At 41.2% G+C, this 19,402-nt stretch carries 19 protein-coding genes; 8 read left to right on the top strand and 11 right to left on the bottom strand.

Features of this window, described 5'->3' with window-relative positions; all coding sequences use genetic code 11:
- The first annotated feature begins 147 nt into the window (after nucleotides 1-147).
- Together ACM0OW_RS18215 and ACM0OW_RS18210 are read left to right on the top strand one after the other, a co-directional pair.
- Nucleotides 148-2,205, top strand: a complete 2,058-nt coding sequence (locus tag ACM0OW_RS18215; RefSeq protein ID WP_414551564.1) for a TonB-dependent receptor plug domain-containing protein — start codon at nucleotides 148-150, stop codon at nucleotides 2,203-2,205.
- Between the two features lie 216 nt (nucleotides 2,206-2,421).
- A complete protein-coding gene (locus ACM0OW_RS18210; protein WP_414551563.1) occupies nucleotides 2,422-2,718 on the top strand; it encodes a hypothetical protein in 297 nt (98 codons plus the stop codon).
- Nucleotides 2,719-2,923: 205 nt separating this feature from the next.
- Here the strand turns inward: ACM0OW_RS18210 and ACM0OW_RS18205 are convergent, their stop codons facing one another.
- On the bottom strand, nucleotides 2,924-3,628 hold the full coding sequence (locus tag ACM0OW_RS18205; protein WP_414551562.1) for a mobilization protein: 705 nt from the start codon (nucleotides 3,626-3,628) through the stop codon (nucleotides 2,924-2,926).
- A 100-nt stretch (nucleotides 3,629-3,728) separates the two neighbouring features.
- Nucleotides 3,729-4,601 carry a tRNA pseudouridine(55) synthase TruB gene (truB, locus tag ACM0OW_RS18200; protein WP_414551561.1) on the bottom strand — a complete coding sequence of 291 codons (873 nt, stop codon included), beginning with the start codon at nucleotides 4,599-4,601 and terminating at the stop codon, nucleotides 3,729-3,731.
- Between the two features lie 272 nt (nucleotides 4,602-4,873).
- On the opposite strand from truB, the gene ACM0OW_RS18195 reads away from it, so the two are divergent.
- Complete coding sequence (locus tag ACM0OW_RS18195) at nucleotides 4,874-5,476, top strand: PAS domain-containing protein (protein ID WP_414551560.1); 603 nt, start codon at nucleotides 4,874-4,876, stop codon at nucleotides 5,474-5,476.
- 19 nt (nucleotides 5,477-5,495) lie between these two features.
- On the opposite strand, the gene ACM0OW_RS18190 is transcribed toward ACM0OW_RS18195, so the two are convergent.
- From ACM0OW_RS18190 to ACM0OW_RS18170, 5 genes are all read right to left on the bottom strand, one after another.
- A complete protein-coding gene (locus ACM0OW_RS18190; RefSeq protein ID WP_414551559.1) occupies nucleotides 5,496-6,209 on the bottom strand; it encodes a Crp/Fnr family transcriptional regulator in 714 nt (237 codons plus the stop codon).
- Nucleotides 6,210-6,508: 299 nt separating this feature from the next.
- Complete coding sequence (locus ACM0OW_RS18185; protein WP_414551558.1) at nucleotides 6,509-7,426, bottom strand: DMT family transporter; 918 nt, start codon at nucleotides 7,424-7,426, stop codon at nucleotides 6,509-6,511.
- Between the two features lie 197 nt (nucleotides 7,427-7,623).
- The gene (gene eis / locus ACM0OW_RS18180; RefSeq protein WP_414551557.1) at nucleotides 7,624-8,805 is read right to left on the bottom strand and encodes an enhanced intracellular survival protein Eis; all 1,182 of its coding nucleotides are present in this window, start codon (nucleotides 8,803-8,805) and stop codon (nucleotides 7,624-7,626) included.
- A gap of 314 nt (nucleotides 8,806-9,119) precedes the next feature.
- Nucleotides 9,120-11,156, bottom strand: a complete 2,037-nt coding sequence (gene ligA, locus ACM0OW_RS18175) for an NAD-dependent DNA ligase LigA (protein ID WP_414551556.1) — start codon at nucleotides 11,154-11,156, stop codon at nucleotides 9,120-9,122.
- A 206-nt stretch (nucleotides 11,157-11,362) separates the two neighbouring features.
- Nucleotides 11,363-12,502, bottom strand: coding sequence for a protein kinase domain-containing protein (locus ACM0OW_RS18170; RefSeq protein ID WP_414551555.1), 1,140 nt, complete (start codon nucleotides 12,500-12,502; stop codon nucleotides 11,363-11,365).
- 282 nt (nucleotides 12,503-12,784) lie between these two features.
- Between ACM0OW_RS18170 and ACM0OW_RS18165 the strand changes: the two genes are divergently transcribed.
- Nucleotides 12,785-13,360: a Uma2 family endonuclease gene (locus ACM0OW_RS18165; RefSeq protein ID WP_414551554.1), complete on the top strand. Its 576-nt coding sequence runs from the start codon at nucleotides 12,785-12,787 to the stop codon at nucleotides 13,358-13,360.
- Nucleotides 13,361-13,396: 36 nt separating this feature from the next.
- Here ACM0OW_RS18165 and ACM0OW_RS18160 read toward each other — a convergent pair whose 3' ends face one another.
- Nucleotides 13,397-14,446 (bottom strand): Rieske 2Fe-2S domain-containing protein, encoded by a 1,050-nt coding sequence (locus ACM0OW_RS18160; RefSeq protein ID WP_414551553.1) that lies wholly within the window; start codon nucleotides 14,444-14,446, stop codon nucleotides 13,397-13,399.
- Between the two features lie 210 nt (nucleotides 14,447-14,656).
- Between ACM0OW_RS18160 and ACM0OW_RS18155 the strand changes: the two genes are divergently transcribed.
- The 3 genes from ACM0OW_RS18155 to ACM0OW_RS18145 all read left to right on the top strand — a co-directional run bounded on the left by ACM0OW_RS18155 (nucleotide 14,657) and on the right by ACM0OW_RS18145 (nucleotide 16,248).
- Nucleotides 14,657-15,124, top strand: coding sequence for a YbjN domain-containing protein (locus ACM0OW_RS18155; protein WP_414551552.1), 468 nt, complete (start codon nucleotides 14,657-14,659; stop codon nucleotides 15,122-15,124).
- A 68-nt stretch (nucleotides 15,125-15,192) separates the two neighbouring features.
- Nucleotides 15,193-15,945: a biotin/lipoate A/B protein ligase family protein gene (locus tag ACM0OW_RS18150; protein WP_414551551.1), complete on the top strand. Its 753-nt coding sequence runs from the start codon at nucleotides 15,193-15,195 to the stop codon at nucleotides 15,943-15,945.
- An 84-nt stretch (nucleotides 15,946-16,029) separates the two neighbouring features.
- The gene (locus ACM0OW_RS18145) at nucleotides 16,030-16,248 is read left to right on the top strand and encodes a hypothetical protein (protein ID WP_414551550.1); all 219 of its coding nucleotides are present in this window, start codon (nucleotides 16,030-16,032) and stop codon (nucleotides 16,246-16,248) included.
- Between the two features lie 140 nt (nucleotides 16,249-16,388).
- Here the strand turns inward: ACM0OW_RS18145 and ACM0OW_RS18140 are convergent, their stop codons facing one another.
- From ACM0OW_RS18140 to psaK (ACM0OW_RS18130), 3 genes are all read right to left on the bottom strand, one after another.
- On the bottom strand, nucleotides 16,389-17,585 hold the full coding sequence (locus ACM0OW_RS18140; RefSeq protein WP_414551549.1) for a site-2 protease family protein: 1,197 nt from the start codon (nucleotides 17,583-17,585) through the stop codon (nucleotides 16,389-16,391).
- A gap of 172 nt (nucleotides 17,586-17,757) precedes the next feature.
- Nucleotides 17,758-18,036, bottom strand: a complete 279-nt coding sequence (psaK, locus tag ACM0OW_RS18135; RefSeq protein WP_414551548.1) for a photosystem I reaction center subunit PsaK — start codon at nucleotides 18,034-18,036, stop codon at nucleotides 17,758-17,760.
- A gap of 290 nt (nucleotides 18,037-18,326) precedes the next feature.
- Complete coding sequence (psaK, locus tag ACM0OW_RS18130; RefSeq protein WP_414551547.1) at nucleotides 18,327-18,578, bottom strand: photosystem I reaction center subunit PsaK; 252 nt, start codon at nucleotides 18,576-18,578, stop codon at nucleotides 18,327-18,329.
- Between the two features lie 125 nt (nucleotides 18,579-18,703).
- On the opposite strand from psaK (ACM0OW_RS18130), the gene ACM0OW_RS18125 reads away from it, so the two are divergent.
- Nucleotides 18,704-19,342 (top strand): phosphoribosylanthranilate isomerase, encoded by a 639-nt coding sequence (locus tag ACM0OW_RS18125; RefSeq protein WP_414551546.1) that lies wholly within the window; start codon nucleotides 18,704-18,706, stop codon nucleotides 19,340-19,342.
- Nucleotides 19,343-19,402: the final 60 nt, after the last annotated feature.

The raw sequence follows: 19,402 nt of genomic DNA, 5'->3' as shown, positions 1-19,402 counted from the left end.
AAAACCACCTAGTAGTCAAACTCGCTCTAAATTTATTCCTGATATTTCTGAAAATAACAGGAACTATGACAGGATGTCTTTTGACACCATTTTACTCTAGGAGCAAGAATACTACTTAGTAATTTTTACTGAACGTAAGAACACCAAGTGAGCAAGCATTCTTTTTTCCTAGCATTTACTTTACCGACCTTATTAATAGCTTTCCCAGCCCTTGCTACCGATACCGAACAGGTAAATTCAACTATTTCTAACTTGAGTCAAATTGAGCTACCTCTTACCAAGGCTGAATTGTTAACTCAAGAATCTATACCCATTGAAGCAACACCGGAAAATCAGCTAGAAGAAGATGCAGATATTTCTCTAGAAGTAATCGGTGAACAAGATCCTTTGCCTGAGTCTACCCCTGTTTACATCATCGATCAAGAAGAAATTCAACAACAGGGTGCTACAAGTGTAGCAGATGTATTAAAAAGAATGCCGGGTTTCACTATCAATAACGTCGGACCTGGTGCAGATATTCACACAGGTACATACTACAGGGGATCTTCAATTGAACAGTCTGTATTTTTAATTAATGGCAGACCAATTAATAATAATGTCAACACCTATCATGGTGGAACTGATTTAAATAGTATTCCTGTAGAGGCTATTGAACGAGTAGAACTATATAGTGGTGTAACCTCTGCTTTGTATGGTTCATCAGCCTTTGGCGGTGTAGTAAATATCATTACTAAAGAAGGTTATAGTCAACCGAGATTTACCGGTAGTACAGAATTTGGCTCATTAAACTTAAATAATCAACAGGTAAGCTATAGTGGCTCAGTAGCTGACGCTCGGTATAATTTCAGCTTTGAAAGGTACTTTATAGATAATCGTTATCGCGTTCCCGTTGGTGCAGCCAATCGTGATGCTCAAGGATTTTTAGCGAATGCAGACACAGCTACTAGTACTTATTTTGGTAGTATTGGTCTGGATTTAGATAGTAAAAATTCGTTGAATTTAGATGTTACAACACTCAGCAGTCGTCGTGGCTTAGTTTATTTCGGTTTTCCACTGCAAAGAGATAGATTAGACCATGATGGCTTAAATGTGGGCTTATCTTGGAAAACTCGTTTGGGTGAAGGAGAAAGTTCTAATCTCACAACCACAGTCGGTTACAATCAAAATTACTTCAGCACTTATGGTCCAACTGCATTTGCAGGACAAGAATTTAACCGTACAGGTGTTTTAGATACACAACAACTGACAGCTAGAGTAGATCATGTTTGGAAATTAACACCTAGTAATCAATTACGCTGGGGATTAGATTTAAAAAATACTAACTTAAACAGTGATACTTTTAGTACCAGACCTGATAGAATTGCCAATAACGGCACGGAAAATAGAACTTTAATAAATACAGCTTTATTTGCTGTTAATACTTTAAATATTAGCAATAATTTTCAGATAGATTTAGGGCTAAGACAAAGCTTTGATGGTGAGTTTGGTAATTATCTCAACCCTAGTGCTGGCTTACGTTATGCGCTCTCACCAACAGTAGCAATGCGAGGGAGTTGGGCTGGGGGACAGCGTAATCCTGGGTTAGACCAATTATATGTTTATGATACTGTTCACGGTTGGGAACAAAACCCAAATTTAATCCCAGAAACAGGTTCATCTTGGACTGCGGGAGTAGATGTCAAACTGACAAATAATTTAATTGGACAGTTTACTTATTTCGGCAGTAGTTTAGATAATCGCCTGGGAATCATTGCTGGTAGATGGGAAAATATTGGTTTAGTAAATACTAATGGTTTAGAAGCTGCATTACGATTACAGATTGCTCAGGGCTGGTCAACGTTTCTTAATTATACTTATACAGATGCTCAAATTAAAACAGGCTCAGAAGCAGGGTTACAGTTAGGTTTTATCCCTTATTCTGTCGCTCAAGCTGGTGTAGGTTATCAAAATTCTGGCTGGAACGCTAATTTGTATGTTACCTATAACAGTGGCACTCGTCGAGCCTTTTTTAATGCTCCTGGTGAAACGAGCCGAGATTTTGCGCCTGCTTTCTTAAATTTAGATTTAAGTGGTCGGATTCCTGTCACCCGCAATTTGGGACTGACGGTTTATGTAGAAAATTTACTTGGTGAACAATATGAACGAGTTAATCGCATCTACAGTCCTGGGTTGACTTTTCGTGTAGGTTTAACGTCAAATTTGTAATTCGTAATGCCTCTTTTCCTGCGGAACGCTACGCGAACAGAGGAGCTTCGCTAACGTAATTCGTTAGTGTGTAGGGTGTGTTGTCGCGTAGCGCAACGCACCATCTTCAATTCCCAGTGCGTTAGGACTAGCGTCCATAACGCACCCTACGAGGTTCAAGCCAATGTGGGTAAGATGTGATGCCGTTAATTAACGCCAATGAATTATAATGGCTGAATGAGAGCCAGAATTGAAGATACAATCCTTTTTCTCAACCATGAGGACGTACCAGCCTTTAAAAAGGGTGGTTCGGTGGTGAGGAATTCATATTTTTGGGCGCTACGTTCAATTGCTGGTAGAGCTTCCCGTTATCGTGATTGGGAATATGAACCAGAGGTTTGGCTGGCGCTGGGGCGAATGCTGTTGTCTTTCGCTGAGTCTGGATATTTGGGTTACAGAGAAACTTTGTTAGAGTTTCCCCTATCACAAGGGGAAATTCCGGCTGTACTGCGAGATGCGGCGACTTGGGAATAAGTCTTTTAGACCAATACGGTTCAGTTAAGAAAATTGTAGGTTGGGTAGAACGAAGTGAAACCCAACAAAGTCATGCAAGCGTTGGGTTTCGTTCCTCAACCCAACCTACGTAGTCGTAGACTTTGAGGCTTAACTGAACTGTATTGTCTTTTAGACGCGATAAATTTTTTAGACGCGATAAATCGCGTCTCTACATGAGTGATATTTATTTTACTTCTTCATGCCAAATACCTACTTTTTCAAAGGACGAATAAGCAAGTTTGAGAAATTGGACAACTCGCTGTTTACCAAGCACCCCAAATTCTTTATACTCTCGCGCTTCTGCAAAAGTTAGGCGATGTTGGTCTATGAGATTTCGTTCTTTGTATGCCAGTTTGGGAAAATCTACAACCTTAATGTTATGTTGTCTCACTAAATTTTGAATGTTCGGGTCTGACTCAACGTGTTCCCAATCATCGCACAGTCCTAAATTTCTGACTAAAATATGAGGAATATGATCACCGTAGGCATTTACTGACTGAACAAACAAATTTAGACTATCATATCCTCCGGTAGATACAAACCATTTGCAAAAAGTTACTCCCTCACAACGCCCCAATTCAATTAATAGATTTCTCTCTATCCAGCTTTTGACAGCTCTATGGGATTGAGCAGCCAAATTGACAACGACTGGTTTAGACATCGCCATCTCGAAGATTTTATCAGCTTTATCAGCGTGGCGTTCATCTTCAGTAAATACTGCATACTGACATATTCCTTTATACACACCAGCTACATCAGGATTAGACCTATCCGTTTCTACAGGTACAAATGGTATTCTCTTGTCTAAACAATACTGAATCATTGTCCTGGTGAGCAGGGATTTTCCTACTCCACCTTTTTCACCATCGACTAAATGAATTGTGGGCATAGCAGCTACTCCTAATCCTGATTGCAGTCATGTCAAATATATGCAATTAGCTTAGAAGCTTTTGGAGTTTTACGCCTAGTTAGTTTGTTAACTTTGTTAATTAAGTTTTTAATACTGTGGTTGGGATTAGCACGCCGTCCTGTAGTTTACCTATACCCAGTAAGCAAGCCTCTGGGTCGTAGACTCTGACTATACCGGAAAAATCGAGGGTAAGAGGCATTTTTTGCCCCTGACACCATTTTTGAGCAGATATGTCTGGTAATGTTACAGATGGTATATGTTGCAAGGCGACATCAGGAATACTAGGTTGAAATGTCTCTGTTTGTAATTGGATTTCTAAGTCAGTTAAGGTGAGACTATCTGTGAGGTTAAAACCACTACTGGCAGTACGGACTAAAGCGGCCAGAGTTCCGCCAGTTTCTAAGATTGCGCCTAAATCACGAGCGATCGCTCTTATATATGTACCACTTCCACAGGCGATCGCCACATCTAATTCGGGAAAATCTCCGTCTCGCCAATCTAAAATTTCTGTGTGAAAAATTTCTACTGTGCGTTTAGGTACTTCTACTATTTCGCCTTTACGCGCTAAGTCGTACAAGCGTTTCCCATCTACTTGAATGGCGCTGTATATGGGAGGAATTTGCTCAATTTTACCTTGAAATTGCGACATTGCAGTTTTCACGTCGGCAAAATTCATTCCCGGACAAGGTTGAGAAGTAATAATTTCACCTTGCAAATCATCGGTTGTGGTCTGCACACCTAAGCGGATGGTGGCTTTGTAGGCTTTGTTTTCTGGCAGATATTGTAATAATCTGGTAGCTCTCCCCAAGGCGATGGGTAAGACTCCGGTGGCGGCTGGGTCTAAGGTTCCGGCGTGTCCTACACGTTTGAGGCGCAAGAGTTTTCGCACCCGCGCCACGCAGTCGTGAGATGTCCAGTCAAAGGGTTTGTTTAAGTTAAGAAAACCTAGCACAGTAAAATGTTTTATTCTAACAGATAATTTGACTTTAACAATTAACGATGTCCAAAAATTCAGTCCATCCCCACACAATAGATTTGTCCGGAATCGTACTGACGTGTTTGGCTGAGTTTTTTAGGATTTAAATAATACTCAAATTTAGTCAACCTCCGATGTCTGGGAAAGTTTTAGCAAATTAATGGCAGGTAATATTCCATCCATTAGGAATTGACAAACACTTTACTTCTATTCGGGGGCTTAAGTTTAGACTTTACTATTGATTGATCATGAATCTAGAGACATTTGCCCAGCAGGTACAATCATTACATGGGCATTTAGCTAACTTATGTCAAGATACCACGGTACAACCAGAAGCTGATGTACTGACAACAGCCTTCCAGGAATTAGCTATTGGTGCGGAAATGCTAGAGATAGCTACAGATAAACTATACCAGCAAACTCAAAAGTTGGCGATCGCTCAAGCACGAGTCAGAGCCGAATATCACCGCTACCAAGAATTGTTTGAGTTTATCCCCAATGCTTACCTAGTAACTGATACACAAGGAAAAATTCAAGAAGCCAATGGTGCTGCTAGCAAACTCTTCAATCTTCAACGAGCATTTTTGGTTAACAAATTTTTAGTCTGTTTTATACCAATACAAGAGCGCCAGGAGTTTCGTTTAAAACTCAGCCAGATGGTAAATAGTGAATTTAAGTACCTACAGGAATGGAGATTAAGCATACAACCCCGTCATAGTCAGCCTTTTGATGTGGCTCTAACTGTAGCACCTCTTTACGACGTTAAAGGCAAGTTCACAGCTTGGCGGTGGCTCATCGATGAGATTACTGGCAATAAAAGTTATGAATCTAACGTTTTCACCCCCACCTAAAACTTTTCTAATTAAAAAATCAGCGATTTTCTCTGAGATTAAACTTTAGCAAGCGGTTGTATTCATCTTTGAGTGTCTCATAACACTCGCAGGAGATATGTTCTAAGCCGTGACGGTCAACGATTTTGATTTTCTTGCGGCTGTATTGAATGGGGCCTTTCTCTTGAACGTGGCGAGCAGTTTCTGTGACACCAGAACGGCGCACGCCCAGCATGTGGGAGATAAACTCTTGGGACAAGTCGAGTTCATCCGATTGAATCCGGTCACTGGACTCCAGCAGCCAGCGAGCAAAGCGATTTTCTATAGAATGGCGGCGGTTACAAGCGACATTCTGCGAAATCTGGGCGATAAAAGCTTGGGTGTATTTTAACATCACATCCCGCATCTGCTTGTTTTGGTCGAATTCTTTTCGCAGAGGCTCCGCCTTCATTCTCACCGCATCACCGGCAACCTGTACAATATACTCGGTCTGCGTTGTCTCAGTCCCGCCCATGAAAGCATTGATTCCCACCATTTCGCGGTTCCCAATTACTCCGGCTTCGACTGTGCTGCCGTCTTTCATGGTAATTGTAACCGAAATCAGGCAGTTGAGCGGGAAGTAAACGTCTTCAATTGTCTCGCCTGGGTGGTGAAGTATCTTGTTGGATGAAAGCGAGACCTGTTCCAGATTTTTTTCGAGATGCTCGTACACCTCACGGGGTAAGGCTGCTAGTAGGAGGTTTTCAGTATGCATATACTTGAGTTTTTCCAGGAAGTGGATATCAACTCCTGACTGGTAAAAGTTGGCGCTCTCACAAAAGAGTCTAGGTGTACAAAGCTAAAAACCACCCTCACTATCTTCTGCTCTAGAATCTAAATGCTTCTGTGGGGGGTTAGCACCAGGGAGAACATCACCCAATTTGTAGGAGTTTTAAATGAGTTGATGAAAAAAGTATCTTTTAAAACTCTATTTTAACAAATGAATATCAATATGTTGGCTTTGATGTTATTTCCACACCTCTGGGATATAATTATAATTTGAAAGTGTCGTAATCAATCGGTTTTTCCTAATGCGATCGCTATTGAACCAGTTACTACTAAAAATGCGCCAAATATACCAATTAAAGTGAGGCTTTCTGTGGGAATTAAATCCGGCAAAAAGCTTGATACAAGAGCAACTGAACTGAGGGTAACAATCGGAACTGAAGTTAAAACGGCACTTACTCTGGATGCTTCCCAATGTTCTAATGATTCGGCAAAAGCTCCATAAGCAACTAAAGTATTTAAAGCACAAAATAGCAAAATTAATAAATAGAAACTATTCAAAGACAAAATGGTTTCTGGTTTAGCAAATGGAGTGAATAACAAAGCACATCCGCCGTAAATAATTAGCATGATGTTAGCGGAAGATAAAGATTGCAATAACTGCTTTTGAGACAAAGCATAAATCGCCCAAGCTACTGCGCCCAAGAAAATCAAACCACTACCTAAAATATAAGTCCCCTGTGATGTGATTAAATTTGTGAGTTGTTCACGAAAAAAGACAATATAACCGGAGGCGAGAATACTGACACCAATCCACTGATGCAGTGTATAACGTTCTTGAAAAATTACTAAACCACCAAAACTTAATAACAGGGGGGCTAATTGAATCAGAACTTGAGCGTTAGCGGGTGATGTTAACGCTAGACCTTGCATGAATAGGAAGTAATTTAATGCTAAAAATAGAGTAGCGATCGCTAATAATTTACCAGAACTAGAGCGCAATTGTTGAGAGTTGGGTAATTTACCCCGCATTCCTAAAAACACAGCCAGTAGCACAAATGACACTAAAAAGCGAAACCAAATAATCGTATAAACATCCAGAACTTGTAAAGTTACCGCCAGCGCAATGGGTAAAATCCCCCACAAAAACACCGTCAACAGCGATAATCCTAGACCCAAACGCCAGCGACCGGAACTTTGATGCATAATTTGTAATTCGTAGTTCGTAGTTCGTAATTCGTAATTCGTAGTTCGTAGTTCGTAGTTCGTAATTTGTATACAGACACAAATCATAAAACTCTTGTGGTGCGGGCATACTTCTCTACGAGACGCTACGCGAACGACAAGCTCAGTACAAGTCTTGCCCGCTATTGGTATACTTCAATTAGATGAAATTTGCTGTATTAGAAGAAATCAACCATTCCCGGAGAGGAAGCGGCAAATATTTGTGTAGCGGCTAATAAGGCTGTTTGGGTAGCATCGATTTTTCCAGTTAGCTGTAATTGGTGGGGAGTAAAGAGGCTACTATACAAAGGTGCTAATCCTCCTATGTCTAATTGCAACTCACCTTTGCCACCTTGAGTAACTTCACCACGTCCATTAGCAACAGATAAAATAAATTTACCATTATTGGCAGGTAGCAAGTCATCTTTAACTGCTAAATGTAGTTCAGTGGAAATTCCTGGCGGATAACCCCGCATTTCTAATGCTTTAACTACATCTATTATCCGCAGCATCCATCGCTGATTTTGGGTAATTTTAGCGGTTTGCTCTGGTAGAAGTAATGTGAGAGAATCAACAATAGAACCCTTCCATTGCACCTTGTCAATTTGGGAGCGATGATTGGCAATAAAAGACCAAAACGTTTTGACAGCAGCATTTGTAAGCATTGTCCAATCTCTCACTTTTAGATTTACACCATCCTGAGTACGTTCTTGAGTCAAGATAATATAGCCTTGGGGTTGGTCTTTGTCACCCATCAAATAACCGTAGACTGCTTCTCGTCCATCTGGTTGAGTTAATCCTTGCCAAATTGCTGAATGTCTGTTTAAATAACCATGTGTGAGTTTTGCTTGTTGCTGATATAAGTCGTGAAAAATTTGATAATTTTTCGGGTCTACAGGTTGTAAAAGTAAAGATGTGTCTCTTACCTGAATATTCTCAGTAGAAATTTCCCAAGTACAATAACTTCCGGCTTGTTCGTATCCGGCTTTACGGTAAAGACGTTGAGTAGCGGGATAGAGAACTGAAATCGGAACTTCTTGGTGATAAAGTTCCTGAACAGTATTTTCGATGAGTGCGATCGCAGCGCCACTACCGCGATATTCTGGAGCAATACCCACCGCAGCAATTCCGGTCATCGGGACACACTCACCACCCCACCATTGACTCATCGGGACAATTGCTAAACCACCGACAATTCGCTGGTCTTGATAAATAGCGCGTAAATTCTCTACACCAATACGTGGGATGTAAATTTCGCTATCACCAGACGACATGATAAAACACTGTTCCAGGATAGACCCCAGTTGCTGAATATCTTTTTTAGCTGTAAGTTTGCTGTATTGGAATTTATCGGTGTTCATCTGTGGTTAATTAAATCCGTTTTAATATGGGGGCGCGATAAATCAATTAGATAAATCAATTATAGAACTTACGCACTTTACAAATTAATCAGGGTATGCTTTCAATAAAATACGTCGTTTCAGACTTTTATTCCCGATTATTTTGATTGTAAATAGACCAGGATTGTAGGGGTTTAGCATTGCTAAACCCCTACGAAAGATATGGTTTTTGACTCATATTTAATTTTAATTGTCAATGCGTAACTTCTAAATTAGATAAATCAATTAGACGCGATTTATCTTATATCTACAAGAGGCTGCGCGAATGCGGTTTGTTAATCTGACAACATCTCCAACAACAACGCCTCACTCAACTGAGTAATTCCCAAACCTTGCGCCTTCTCCAATTTAGAACCAGCATCTTCACCTAATAGCAAATAATCAGTTTTTTTACTCACCGAATTAGTTACCTTACCCCCAGCCTTTTGAATTAACGCTTTAGCTTCATCCCGTGATAAACTGGGCAGAGTACCAGTAATTACAAAGGTTTTACCAGCTAAAACTTGATTACCGTCAGTAGCTGTTGTAGTTTCCTCAGTAGCAGCTAATTGTAATCCTTCTGCTTTTAAACGTTCAATCAAAACATGATTCGCGTCAATGCGAAACCACTGATATACAGATTGGGCAATTTCTGCACCGATACCGTAAATACCGGCAATATCTGATTGTTTGGCTGTGGCTAAATCTTCAACTGTAGGATACTTCTGAGTTAATAATTGAGCATTGACACTGCCAACGTGACGGATGCCTAAACCGTATAATACCCTAGACCAAGGTTGGTTTTTTGATTGCGCGATCGCATCAATCAGTTTTTGGGCTGATTTTTGTCCCATTCGTTCCAATGCACATAATCTTTCTGTTGTCAAGTCGTATAAATCAGCAACAGAATGCACCAACTCTCTATCTACCAGTTGATGTACCAGCTTTTCGCCCATACCTTTAATATCCAAAGCATCCCGACTCACCCAGTGTTCAATTTCTCCTCTGAGAATAGCCGCACAGGAAGCATTCACGCAGCGAGTTACCGCCTCACCTGATTCTCGCACAACTGCTTGACCGCAGACTGGGCAATGAGTAGGCATTTCAAAAGGTACGGTATCATCGGGACGCAGTTCTTTTAATACCCGCACCACTTCCGGGATAATTTCCCCAGCTTTCCGCACAATCACAGTATCACCAATGCGGATATCTAATTGCTGGATGCGATCGCTATTATGTAAAGTAGCACGAGAAACAGTGGTTCCAGCTAATTGTACCGGACGCATTTCAGCCAAAGGCGTTAACGCCCCAGTGCGTCCCACATTCACCGAAATATTTTCTACCCGTGTCGGTGCTTCTTCAGCTGCGTACTTCAAAGCGATCGCCCAGCGAGGGAACTTTTGGGTAAAACCAAGTTGTTCTTGTAACTTGAAAGGATTTAACTTCACCACCACCCCATCAGTCATATAGGGTAAATTCAGCCTTTCTGTATCCCAGTATTGATAATATTCTGCGACTTCGGCGATGGAACCACAGAGTTTGTGATTAGGATTAACGGGAAAACCCATTTGTTCTAATAATTCCAAAGCTTCCCATTGAGTATTAGCAATACTTGCGTCATCCAGACCAGAAATGTGCAATGTATAAGCAAAGAAATCCAACCGTCGTTGGGCGACAATGCGGGGGTCTAATTGCCTAAGTGTACCAGCTGCGGCATTACGGGGATTAGCAAATAAATTCTCACCGGCTTTTTGTCGTGCCGCGTTAATTTGTTTAAACACTTCCAAAGGTAGAAACACCTCACCGCGAACTTCCACCTTTCCTAAACTTTGTGAACCAGCGAAATTCAAACGCAAGGGAATTGAACGAATTGTCCGTACATTTTGGGTAATATCTTCACCGACTTCGCCATCACCCCTAGTTACACCCCTGACCAGCAAACCATTTTCGTAAGTCAAAGCCAAAGCCGAACCATCAATTTTCAATTCAGAAACATATTCCACCGCTTCTATTTTCGGTGCTTGTCGCCGCCAACGCTGATCCCATATTTGCAATTCATCAATATTAAAGGCATTTTCCAGACTGTAGAGAGGAATATTATGCCGTACCGAAGTAAAATGTGTAGCTGGTTTCTCACCCACGCGCTGAGTCGGACTATCTGGTGTAATTAATTCTGAATACTGAGTTTCTAACTCTTGTAATTCTCGATAAAGCTGGTCATAGACAGCATCCTCCATTATGGGAGCATCTAAGACATAATAAGCATAGCTAGCTTGTTGCAACAACTGGCGCAGTTCTTCTACACGCTTAACTTCCGACTGACTTTGTATCATTATCCTGATTGCAAATTACCTAGCAGATAGACAGACTTAATTTTCCCAGAATACTCGCTGTAATACGAGTCAGGCTTCTATCAGCAGAACGAAAATTTACAATTGCAATAGACGCTGAGGAAACCTACTTTAATTTTACTAGCTTATTCCTCATATTTCTTCTTTTGCGCCTCTGCGCCTCTGCGTGATCAAAAAAATTCGTGTAACTATTGATTTGGTAAATTATTATTCCCCAGATATTGAGCTTTTAACTCCTCTAACTCCTTATCAATTGCGCTTTGATTAGCAGGAGGTGGAGAAATCGGTTTTGGTGGTTGTGGTTGATTTGGTTTAGGTTTACCAGCAGCCAAAAATTGACTTTTCAATTCTTCCAGTTCCGAATCAATTTCCAAATTCTGGAAACTAGAAGATTTACTCACAGAAGTAGGTGTTGATTTCGGTGGTGTTGTTGGCGCTGAAGTCGCGACTGCTGGCGATTGATTTAAATCTTTCAGGACTTCATCAGCTGTTTGATAACGCCGCATGGGGATACTTACCAGCATCTTTTCTAGGATGCGATTTAATTGAGGACTCAGGGGAGTTTTGAGGAATTTTTGCCAAATCCAAGTATCATGATTAATATCATAAGAATCGAAAGGCGATCGCGCAGTTAAAAGATGAACACAAGTAGCCCCTAAACTGTAGATATCGCTGGCAAAAATCGCCCTACCCCTCATTTGTTCCGGGGCGACATATTCAGGAGTACCAATACTCGTACCTGTTTGATTTAAAGCCGTACCACTGGCAGATTTAGAAGCCCCAAAATCCACTAAGACTAATTTAGCATGGCTGTCTCGCAAAATATTTTCCGGCTTAATATCGCGGTGAATCACACCTCTAGAATGGCAAAATTGTAAAACTGGCAATAAATCTTGAAGTAATTGCCATATCTGCGATTCACTAAAAGCGCCATTGTGCTGCAATTCCTGGGCTAAATTCGGCCCATCAATAAATTCCTGTACCAGATACTGTCTATCATCTTGGGTAAAATACGCCAGAAGTGCGGGAATTTGGGGATGTTGACCCAAATCATCTAACTGTACAGCTTCTAGAGTAAATAACTCCACAGCCTTCTGTACAGTGTTAGTACCTTGGGCTTGGGGGTAAAATTGCTTAATTACGCAAGGCGGTTTAGAAGGTTTATCCTCATCCACAGCCAAGAAGGTTTTACCAAAACCACCTTGTCCGATAGGTTTAATAGCGCGGTAGCGGTCTTTCAGCAGTAACTTGGAACCACAACTCAAACAAAATTTGACATCACCAGAATTTTCGGGTTGACGACATTGGGAATTTAGGCAATAACTCATGGAGGTTTGGCACTCTTACTTATCTTTATTCTGCCTTGTCTGAGGCAGAATAAAGATAAATTAGGTTCACGCAAAGGCGCACCAGCGAAGCGTTCGCGTAGCGTGCTGTAAGCTCTAGCACGAAGTGCGTTAGGCGCAAAGGTAGGAAGGAAAATATCCGCGTTTATCTGCGTCCATCTGCGTTTAATTATTACTGCTTGTACCTCAATTGAATGAGAATGGGTCTAAACCGAACTTTAGTTATCATAGAAGTCGGGAATATTGAACCCACCAAAACTAACCATGACTCAACTAAAAACCAAACTCACTCTCGAAGAATTTCTCGCACTTCCCGAAAGTGAACTTGCTTATGAGTTTGTTGACGGTGAAGCTGTACCGAAATATAAAAATGAGCAAATGTCTCCTAAATTTTTTCATGGCGCAACCACAGGAGCATTATTTATCCTATTATCCACATGGGCGCAAGCAAAAGGTCGCGTTGTCGTGGAATGGGGGATAAAATTAACAAGAAATCAAGAAAATTGGATACCCGTACCTGATTTAACATACATTTCCTATAACCGTCTTCCTGCTGACTGGCTTGAAGATGAAGCTTGTCCTGTTATCCCAGAATTAGTTATCGAAATTATTTCTCCTGGTCAAACTTTTGGAGACATGATTGAAAAAGCTACTTATTATCTTCAAGCTGGGATTTATCTGGTTTGGATAGTAGATACAATATCTCAAACTATCACTCTCTTTACAACTTCTTCTCTTCCTCTCACCTTTCGAGATAATCAAGTCATTAGCCATGAAGCATTACCAGAATTAGAAATTACTCCCCATACTATCTTTCAACGCGCTGGTTTAATACGTTAGTTTTCGGCTGTTTCGCTTTCATAATTTCATGATTAATTACCCCTGTTCTACTTGACTCCGCATCAAACGTTGCACACTTACCAACGCCCGATTTAACTCATAATTGCGCCGTTGGGGATTCTGCAAATACGCCTGTTGTTCTTCCTCAATCATTTCTACATCTTGAATGACTAAACCATCAAGTAATTTTTGCGCTGCACCAAATAAACTATCTTTAATAAATCGCCGAAACCATACAGGCAATTTATGTAATCTCCAAAAGGAATTTAATGATGTAAAATGAATTAAATACGCTTTGGTTTCGGTTTCACTTATTGGACACAATAAACAATAAATTTTAAAATCTTGACCCAAGGTAGAGACCCAATGAGGATAAACATAACTTACATCTAATGGTTCAGGATGTAATTTTCTAAATGCAGGAAAAAATAACTGCGATATTGACCAAATTTTATCGATTTTGTAATAACTTTGGGCGATATAATGAGCATCTACACGATGATCATCTTCATCAAGATCTTGTAATGATGCTTCTGCCCATGCTTGCAAATCTTGGTGTAAATGCCCATGATACATATCCATTAAATTCTCAATTAAATATGAATAATGGGCTTGAGTATTAATCACGGAAACTGTGGCAATATAATTGAGATGTTCCCATTCTGGTAAACCCAGAGGTTCTACAGATGGTTCAGTATCTCCCGGAAATAACCAAATAAACCCATCTTGTTCTTTAACTGGGTAATGGCGAATCTGACAATTTGGTAATTTCTGATTTTCTGCTAAGTAGGGAACAGCCGCACATTCACCGGCGGAATTGAAACGCCAACCGTGATATGCACATTCTAATTCGTTCCCAACTACCTGCCCGTGACTAAGTTTAACTTGACGATGGGGGCAACGGTCTTCCAGGGCGTGAATTTTACCTGCACTGTCTCGATAAAGCGCCATCGCTTGCTGCCAAATCACCACATTTATCGGCTTATTGGTTACTTCGCTACTACGTGCAACCACATACCAGTGATTGGGGTTAATACCCAACTGACGGACATCACGATTCTGCACAGTCTGAGATAAAGAGGTCATAGACTCACGCATCCTTGTCAGTGTTAGACTTTTTTTGAATGTATGCTGATATGAGTTATCTTACAGGCAATTTTTGTCTAAACAAAACGTAATATTTATGACTGCGATCGCCTGGTTTAAAATATTCTGCGAACCAGCTATAACTAACCTTGCTCACAGGCGATAAAGTATGTGTAGAGAAACAGTAACCAAATCGGGAAAAAAATCTGTATGACAAACTACCAAGAAACCCTACCCAGCAATGAACTCAACTTAGAGACAGTGAGTGTGAACCATGTGGAAGTAATTGAAAATGTCATCGGTACTCTAGAACAAGATGATAGCGCAATGGTGAGCCACAACCCAAAGGATGGTTATCTCTGGAAATTTAAGTACGGGAGTGTGGAAGTTTTTATCCAACTGACTGGAGAAAGTGATGAGGATACCATCACAGTTTGGTCTACGGTGCTGAACTTACCAGCTAAAGATGAACTCAAGTTGATGCGACATCTTTTAGAAATGAACTGCTCCAACACCTTAGAAGCCCGTTTTGGTATTATTGAAAATCGGGTGGTGGTCATATCAACCCGCACTCTCGAAGATTTATCTCCGGCTGAAGTCTCACGGCTAGTTACCATTGTCGCCACCATTGCGGATGATCACGATGAAGTTTTACAATCTCACTATGGTGCTGCTTAAATGGCTTTCCCCAGGTTTTAGCCTTTGAACAGTTCCAAATTGTATTGCTTGCACCCCTCTAAATATCAGTGTTGAACCCAATTGAAAACTTGGATGGTCAGCAGGTTTGGCGACTGATTCCTTTGCTAGAAGCTTCTGGTGATGTGCAGATGGCGATTGACAGATGGTTGTTAGAACAGCACAAATCTGGAAAGCATCCCCCAACTCTGCGATTTTATACTTGGTCGCCACCTGCAATTTCTCTCGGCTATCACCAACGCCAATACCCAGAATTTTGGACAAATTTGACTTGGCGAGGCGAAAAACTAGATTTGGTGAGTCGTCCTACTGGCGGTAGGGCGGTACTACATCAAGGTGATTTAACTTATGCGGTGATTACTTCGGGAATCCCTGGTAGCCGGTTCCAAATATATGAAAAGATTTGTGAGTTTTTAATTCAAGGATGGCGATCGCTTGGCGTGGAATTGCGCTACGGTACAGCTGGGCGGGGCTATATCCACAACCCTAACTGTTTTGGCACAGCGACAAGTGCAGATTTAGTCTTACCAAATGGAGGTAAACTCATTGGTAGCGCCCAACTGCGACGGGGTGAGGTGATTTTGCAACATGGTTCCATGCGTCTACAGCCTGATGCTGAATTATTTACTCAAGTCTTTGGTGCAGAATCTTTTATGAGTATACAACTACCCCCAAATTTGAGTTTAGATCAAATAATTGCTGCTTTGATTACCGCCGCTTGTGATTGTTTTGCGATGCAGATAGAAATACAACCCCTCTCCCAGTCTGAATGGGATGAAATTCTCGCCAAATCCTCATCCTAAATTTTCACCATTCTCAACCAAAACTCTGCGTTTAAAAACACTAAGAATATCAAATTCTAAAGATTCATTGAGACCAATTGACTTATGCCAACTAATATAATAATTCTAATTGCGGCATTAATTGTCGCTGTGATCATCTTCCGAACTTTTCTGAAAGTATTCAAGACATTTTTGAGTAGTGCGATCGCGATTTTTGTAATCCTTGTAATTCTGAATATGTTTGGCTTTAGTCCCGATGATCTCATTCAAGAAATCACCAACCTCCCAGAAACCTTAAAACAACTTTTTAGCGGGAAAACTTGAGAAAATAATTTGTAATTCGTAATGCTCCCTTCGGGAGAGCTACGCTAACGTAATTCGTAATTTACCTCACCTTTGACTTACATAAAAATCTCCCCTCTCCTTAGTAAGGAGAGGGGTTGGGGGTGAGGTTCTTTATTCTATTAATTTGTAGCTGATTTGGCAATCGCCCCCAATTGTAACCCTGGCGGATAACTACCTTCTTCTTTAATCCGCTTAATTTCCTCATCGGTAATGCGTAAACTTAACTTTTGAGCTAATTCCCGCACAATATCCCCCCTGTCAATGACACCTGCTACCGTACCAGCAGGCGAAAGTACAGTAATTCGCGGTAATTGCTCATTTTCTAACTTATTTATCACCTCAGCTAAAGAAATCGATTCAGTTACAGAGGGAATTTCTGTTAAGGGATGGACAATACTTTGCAGAGTTCGGTTTTCCCATTCGCTTCTTTCGACTAAGCGTAAATCGTCAATGGAAACCATACCCCGATAACGTCCATCAGATACAGCAAAATAAATACTTGGGGCGTTGCTGTCCAATAGGTAAGAGTCAGCAAAAGCACGCAAAGTTTGATCAGCATCGACTACCCGAAAATCACGAGTCATCGCATCGCTGGCTACTACTTTTAGTAAGGTTTCTTGTAATGTGGTGACGCGATCATAGCTGTTAGCATTACGCACAGCAAACCAACCGATTAAAGCAATCCATACACCAGTAATTAACTCTCTGGTGAAAAAGTCTACAGCTAATCCTAAAGCGATCGCACTATAACCTAAAATTTGCCCAGACCTTGCAGCCCAATGTACAGCTTGAAAGCGGTTCCCTGAGATTTTCCACAGGGCGGCTTTTAAAACTTGTCCCCCATCTAGAGGTAAACCGGGAATCAGGTTAAATAGGGCGACAACTAAATTAATTCTCGCCAAATCCGTCACCATTGCCGAAAGGGGGGTAGATGCCGGTGTAATGTTAGTAGCTAGACTAAACAGCAAAAATAGGGCAATACTGACTAAAGGCCCAGCAATGGCGACTTGAAAGGCTTTTTCCGGCGTTTTTGATTCTTCTTCAATAGCCGCAACACCGCCAAACATAAACAGAGTAATTGAGTTAACTCTAATGCCTTGCGATCGCGCTGCCAAACTGTGACCCAACTCGTGTAATAATACTGAACCAAATAATAGCAGTGCCATCACCATCCCAGCACTCCAACCGATGGCAGTACCCCATTCCTGGTAAGCTATACCGAAATTAAGTGTAGCCAGCCCTAAAATTACAAACCACAGTGGGTCTAAAAATAACGGGATGCCAAGTAATGACCCGATGCGCCAATTTGTTTGCACTGTATTCTCCTAAAACTAAATATTTTCCGTAATTAATCTTAAAAATGTGCAATTTTTGTATACATAAAATTTAATCCTAAATCTCAAAGCCAAAATTCTGAGATGCCCTAAGTTCTAGGTTGGCATATTACCGACCCCCAGGACAAATAGCTGAGGGTGGGGATTTCCGCCGTCAAATAATGCCGAGATTGGTCAATCCCAAAACAGCACCGATACCAATCAGATGGCCAGCACTCATGGCCGCCAGGAAGGAACCGACGCTGGGATTATTGAACAGTCCTGGAAAGGGTAAAGGCATTTTATTACCAACATGGGGATAGCTAATGGTTCGGGGAATAATCAGAAGACATAATAGACAACTGCCAATAATAATCGGAGTGCCAATCCAATTCCATGTAGTGCCGGTGTTGGGAACAGTTACTTGGACTGCGAATAACATTGATGAGAGCATAGTTTTTTCTCCTGCATGAACAAATTGATTTAGCTGTCATTTCTCAGCCATGTAAATACTCCGCTTGATGAAGTTACCGAATCCTCCCTCAAAGGGAAGGTTAGTTTCTCCCTCTTTTGTCCGAGTGATTACAAAAAAAATCTGATCATGCAGGGGATTGGGTTGTAGGGGCGGGTTTAGTAATATCGTCGTTGATCTTGAATGATATCTGTGAACCCGCCCCTACGGGGAATGGAGAATGGAAAGCGCCCTGCACCAGTTCCTCTTCCCCAGTCCCTAAGTTCTCAAACCTACAGACGACCGATATTAGTCAGTCCTAAGACAATACCAATGCCGACCACATGACCAAAAGCCATCGCACCGATGAATGCGGGAATGCTGATGGGCAGGATAGGCAACTTGGGGCCGACTAAAGGATACTGGATTTTCAGAGTTAGCAAAAGAACTACTAAGCTGCTGACGCTAATAATGATTCCGACAGTGGGAGTCCATTCGGGTGTGACGGGAACAGATGCGGCGGCTAGTAAGGTTGATAAAAACAAACTGGTATCTCCTAAATGACAAAATTAATGTAGTCCTCCAAAATTATAAAGTTCCACAGCAAACAACCGAAAATTATTAGGAAATTTTCGAGTTTTATTTTCACTTACCAATATCTAAAATTTATATGCGGGTTAAAATTTGCGGTATTACTCAACCAAAACAGTCTGTAGCGATCGCCAATCTCGGCGCAACTGCACTAGGATTTATATGTGTCCCCACCTCGCCCCGCTACGTTACCTCACAGCAAATTCGGGCAGCAGTGGCGCAATTACCGGAAAATATTGACAAAATCGGAGTGTTTGCTAACACCAGCATTTCTGAAATTAGCCAGATAGTGATGGATTCTGGATTGACTGGTGTCCAGTTACACGGTGACGAATCCCCAGAATTTTGTTCACTGTTACGTCAAAGTCTCCCGAATGTAGAAATTCTCAAAGCTTTTAGAGTTCGCAGTCTGGAACATCTGGCTCAAACCTCTAATTACACCCAGCATATAGACACATTACTACTTGATGCTTATCATCCCCAACAGTTGGGAGGTACAGGACAAACTCTAGACTGGCAGATGTTAGAGAAATTTCAACCCAGTTGTCCTTGGTTACTAGCTGGGGGACTAACACCAGATAATGTACTAACTGCCTTAAATCAAGTCAAACCCGACGGCATAGATTTATCTAGCGGTGTAGAACTTCAGCCTGGTGACAAAGATTTAGATAAAGTAGCATTGCTATTTGATAATTTAGGTTGTCGGTTGAGGGACTGACAAATAAAAATTTTCCAAATTGTAGTCGCGTGACAAGGCTAAAATAGTGCATTAAAAGTA

The sequence above is a fragment of the Anabaena sp. CCY 0017 genome, assembly GCF_963920885.1.
GTDB lineage: Bacteria > Cyanobacteriota > Cyanobacteriia > Cyanobacteriales > Nostocaceae > Nodularia.
Note: the sequence above shows the minus strand (reverse complement) of the source record. Positions and strands in the feature narration are given on the sequence as shown.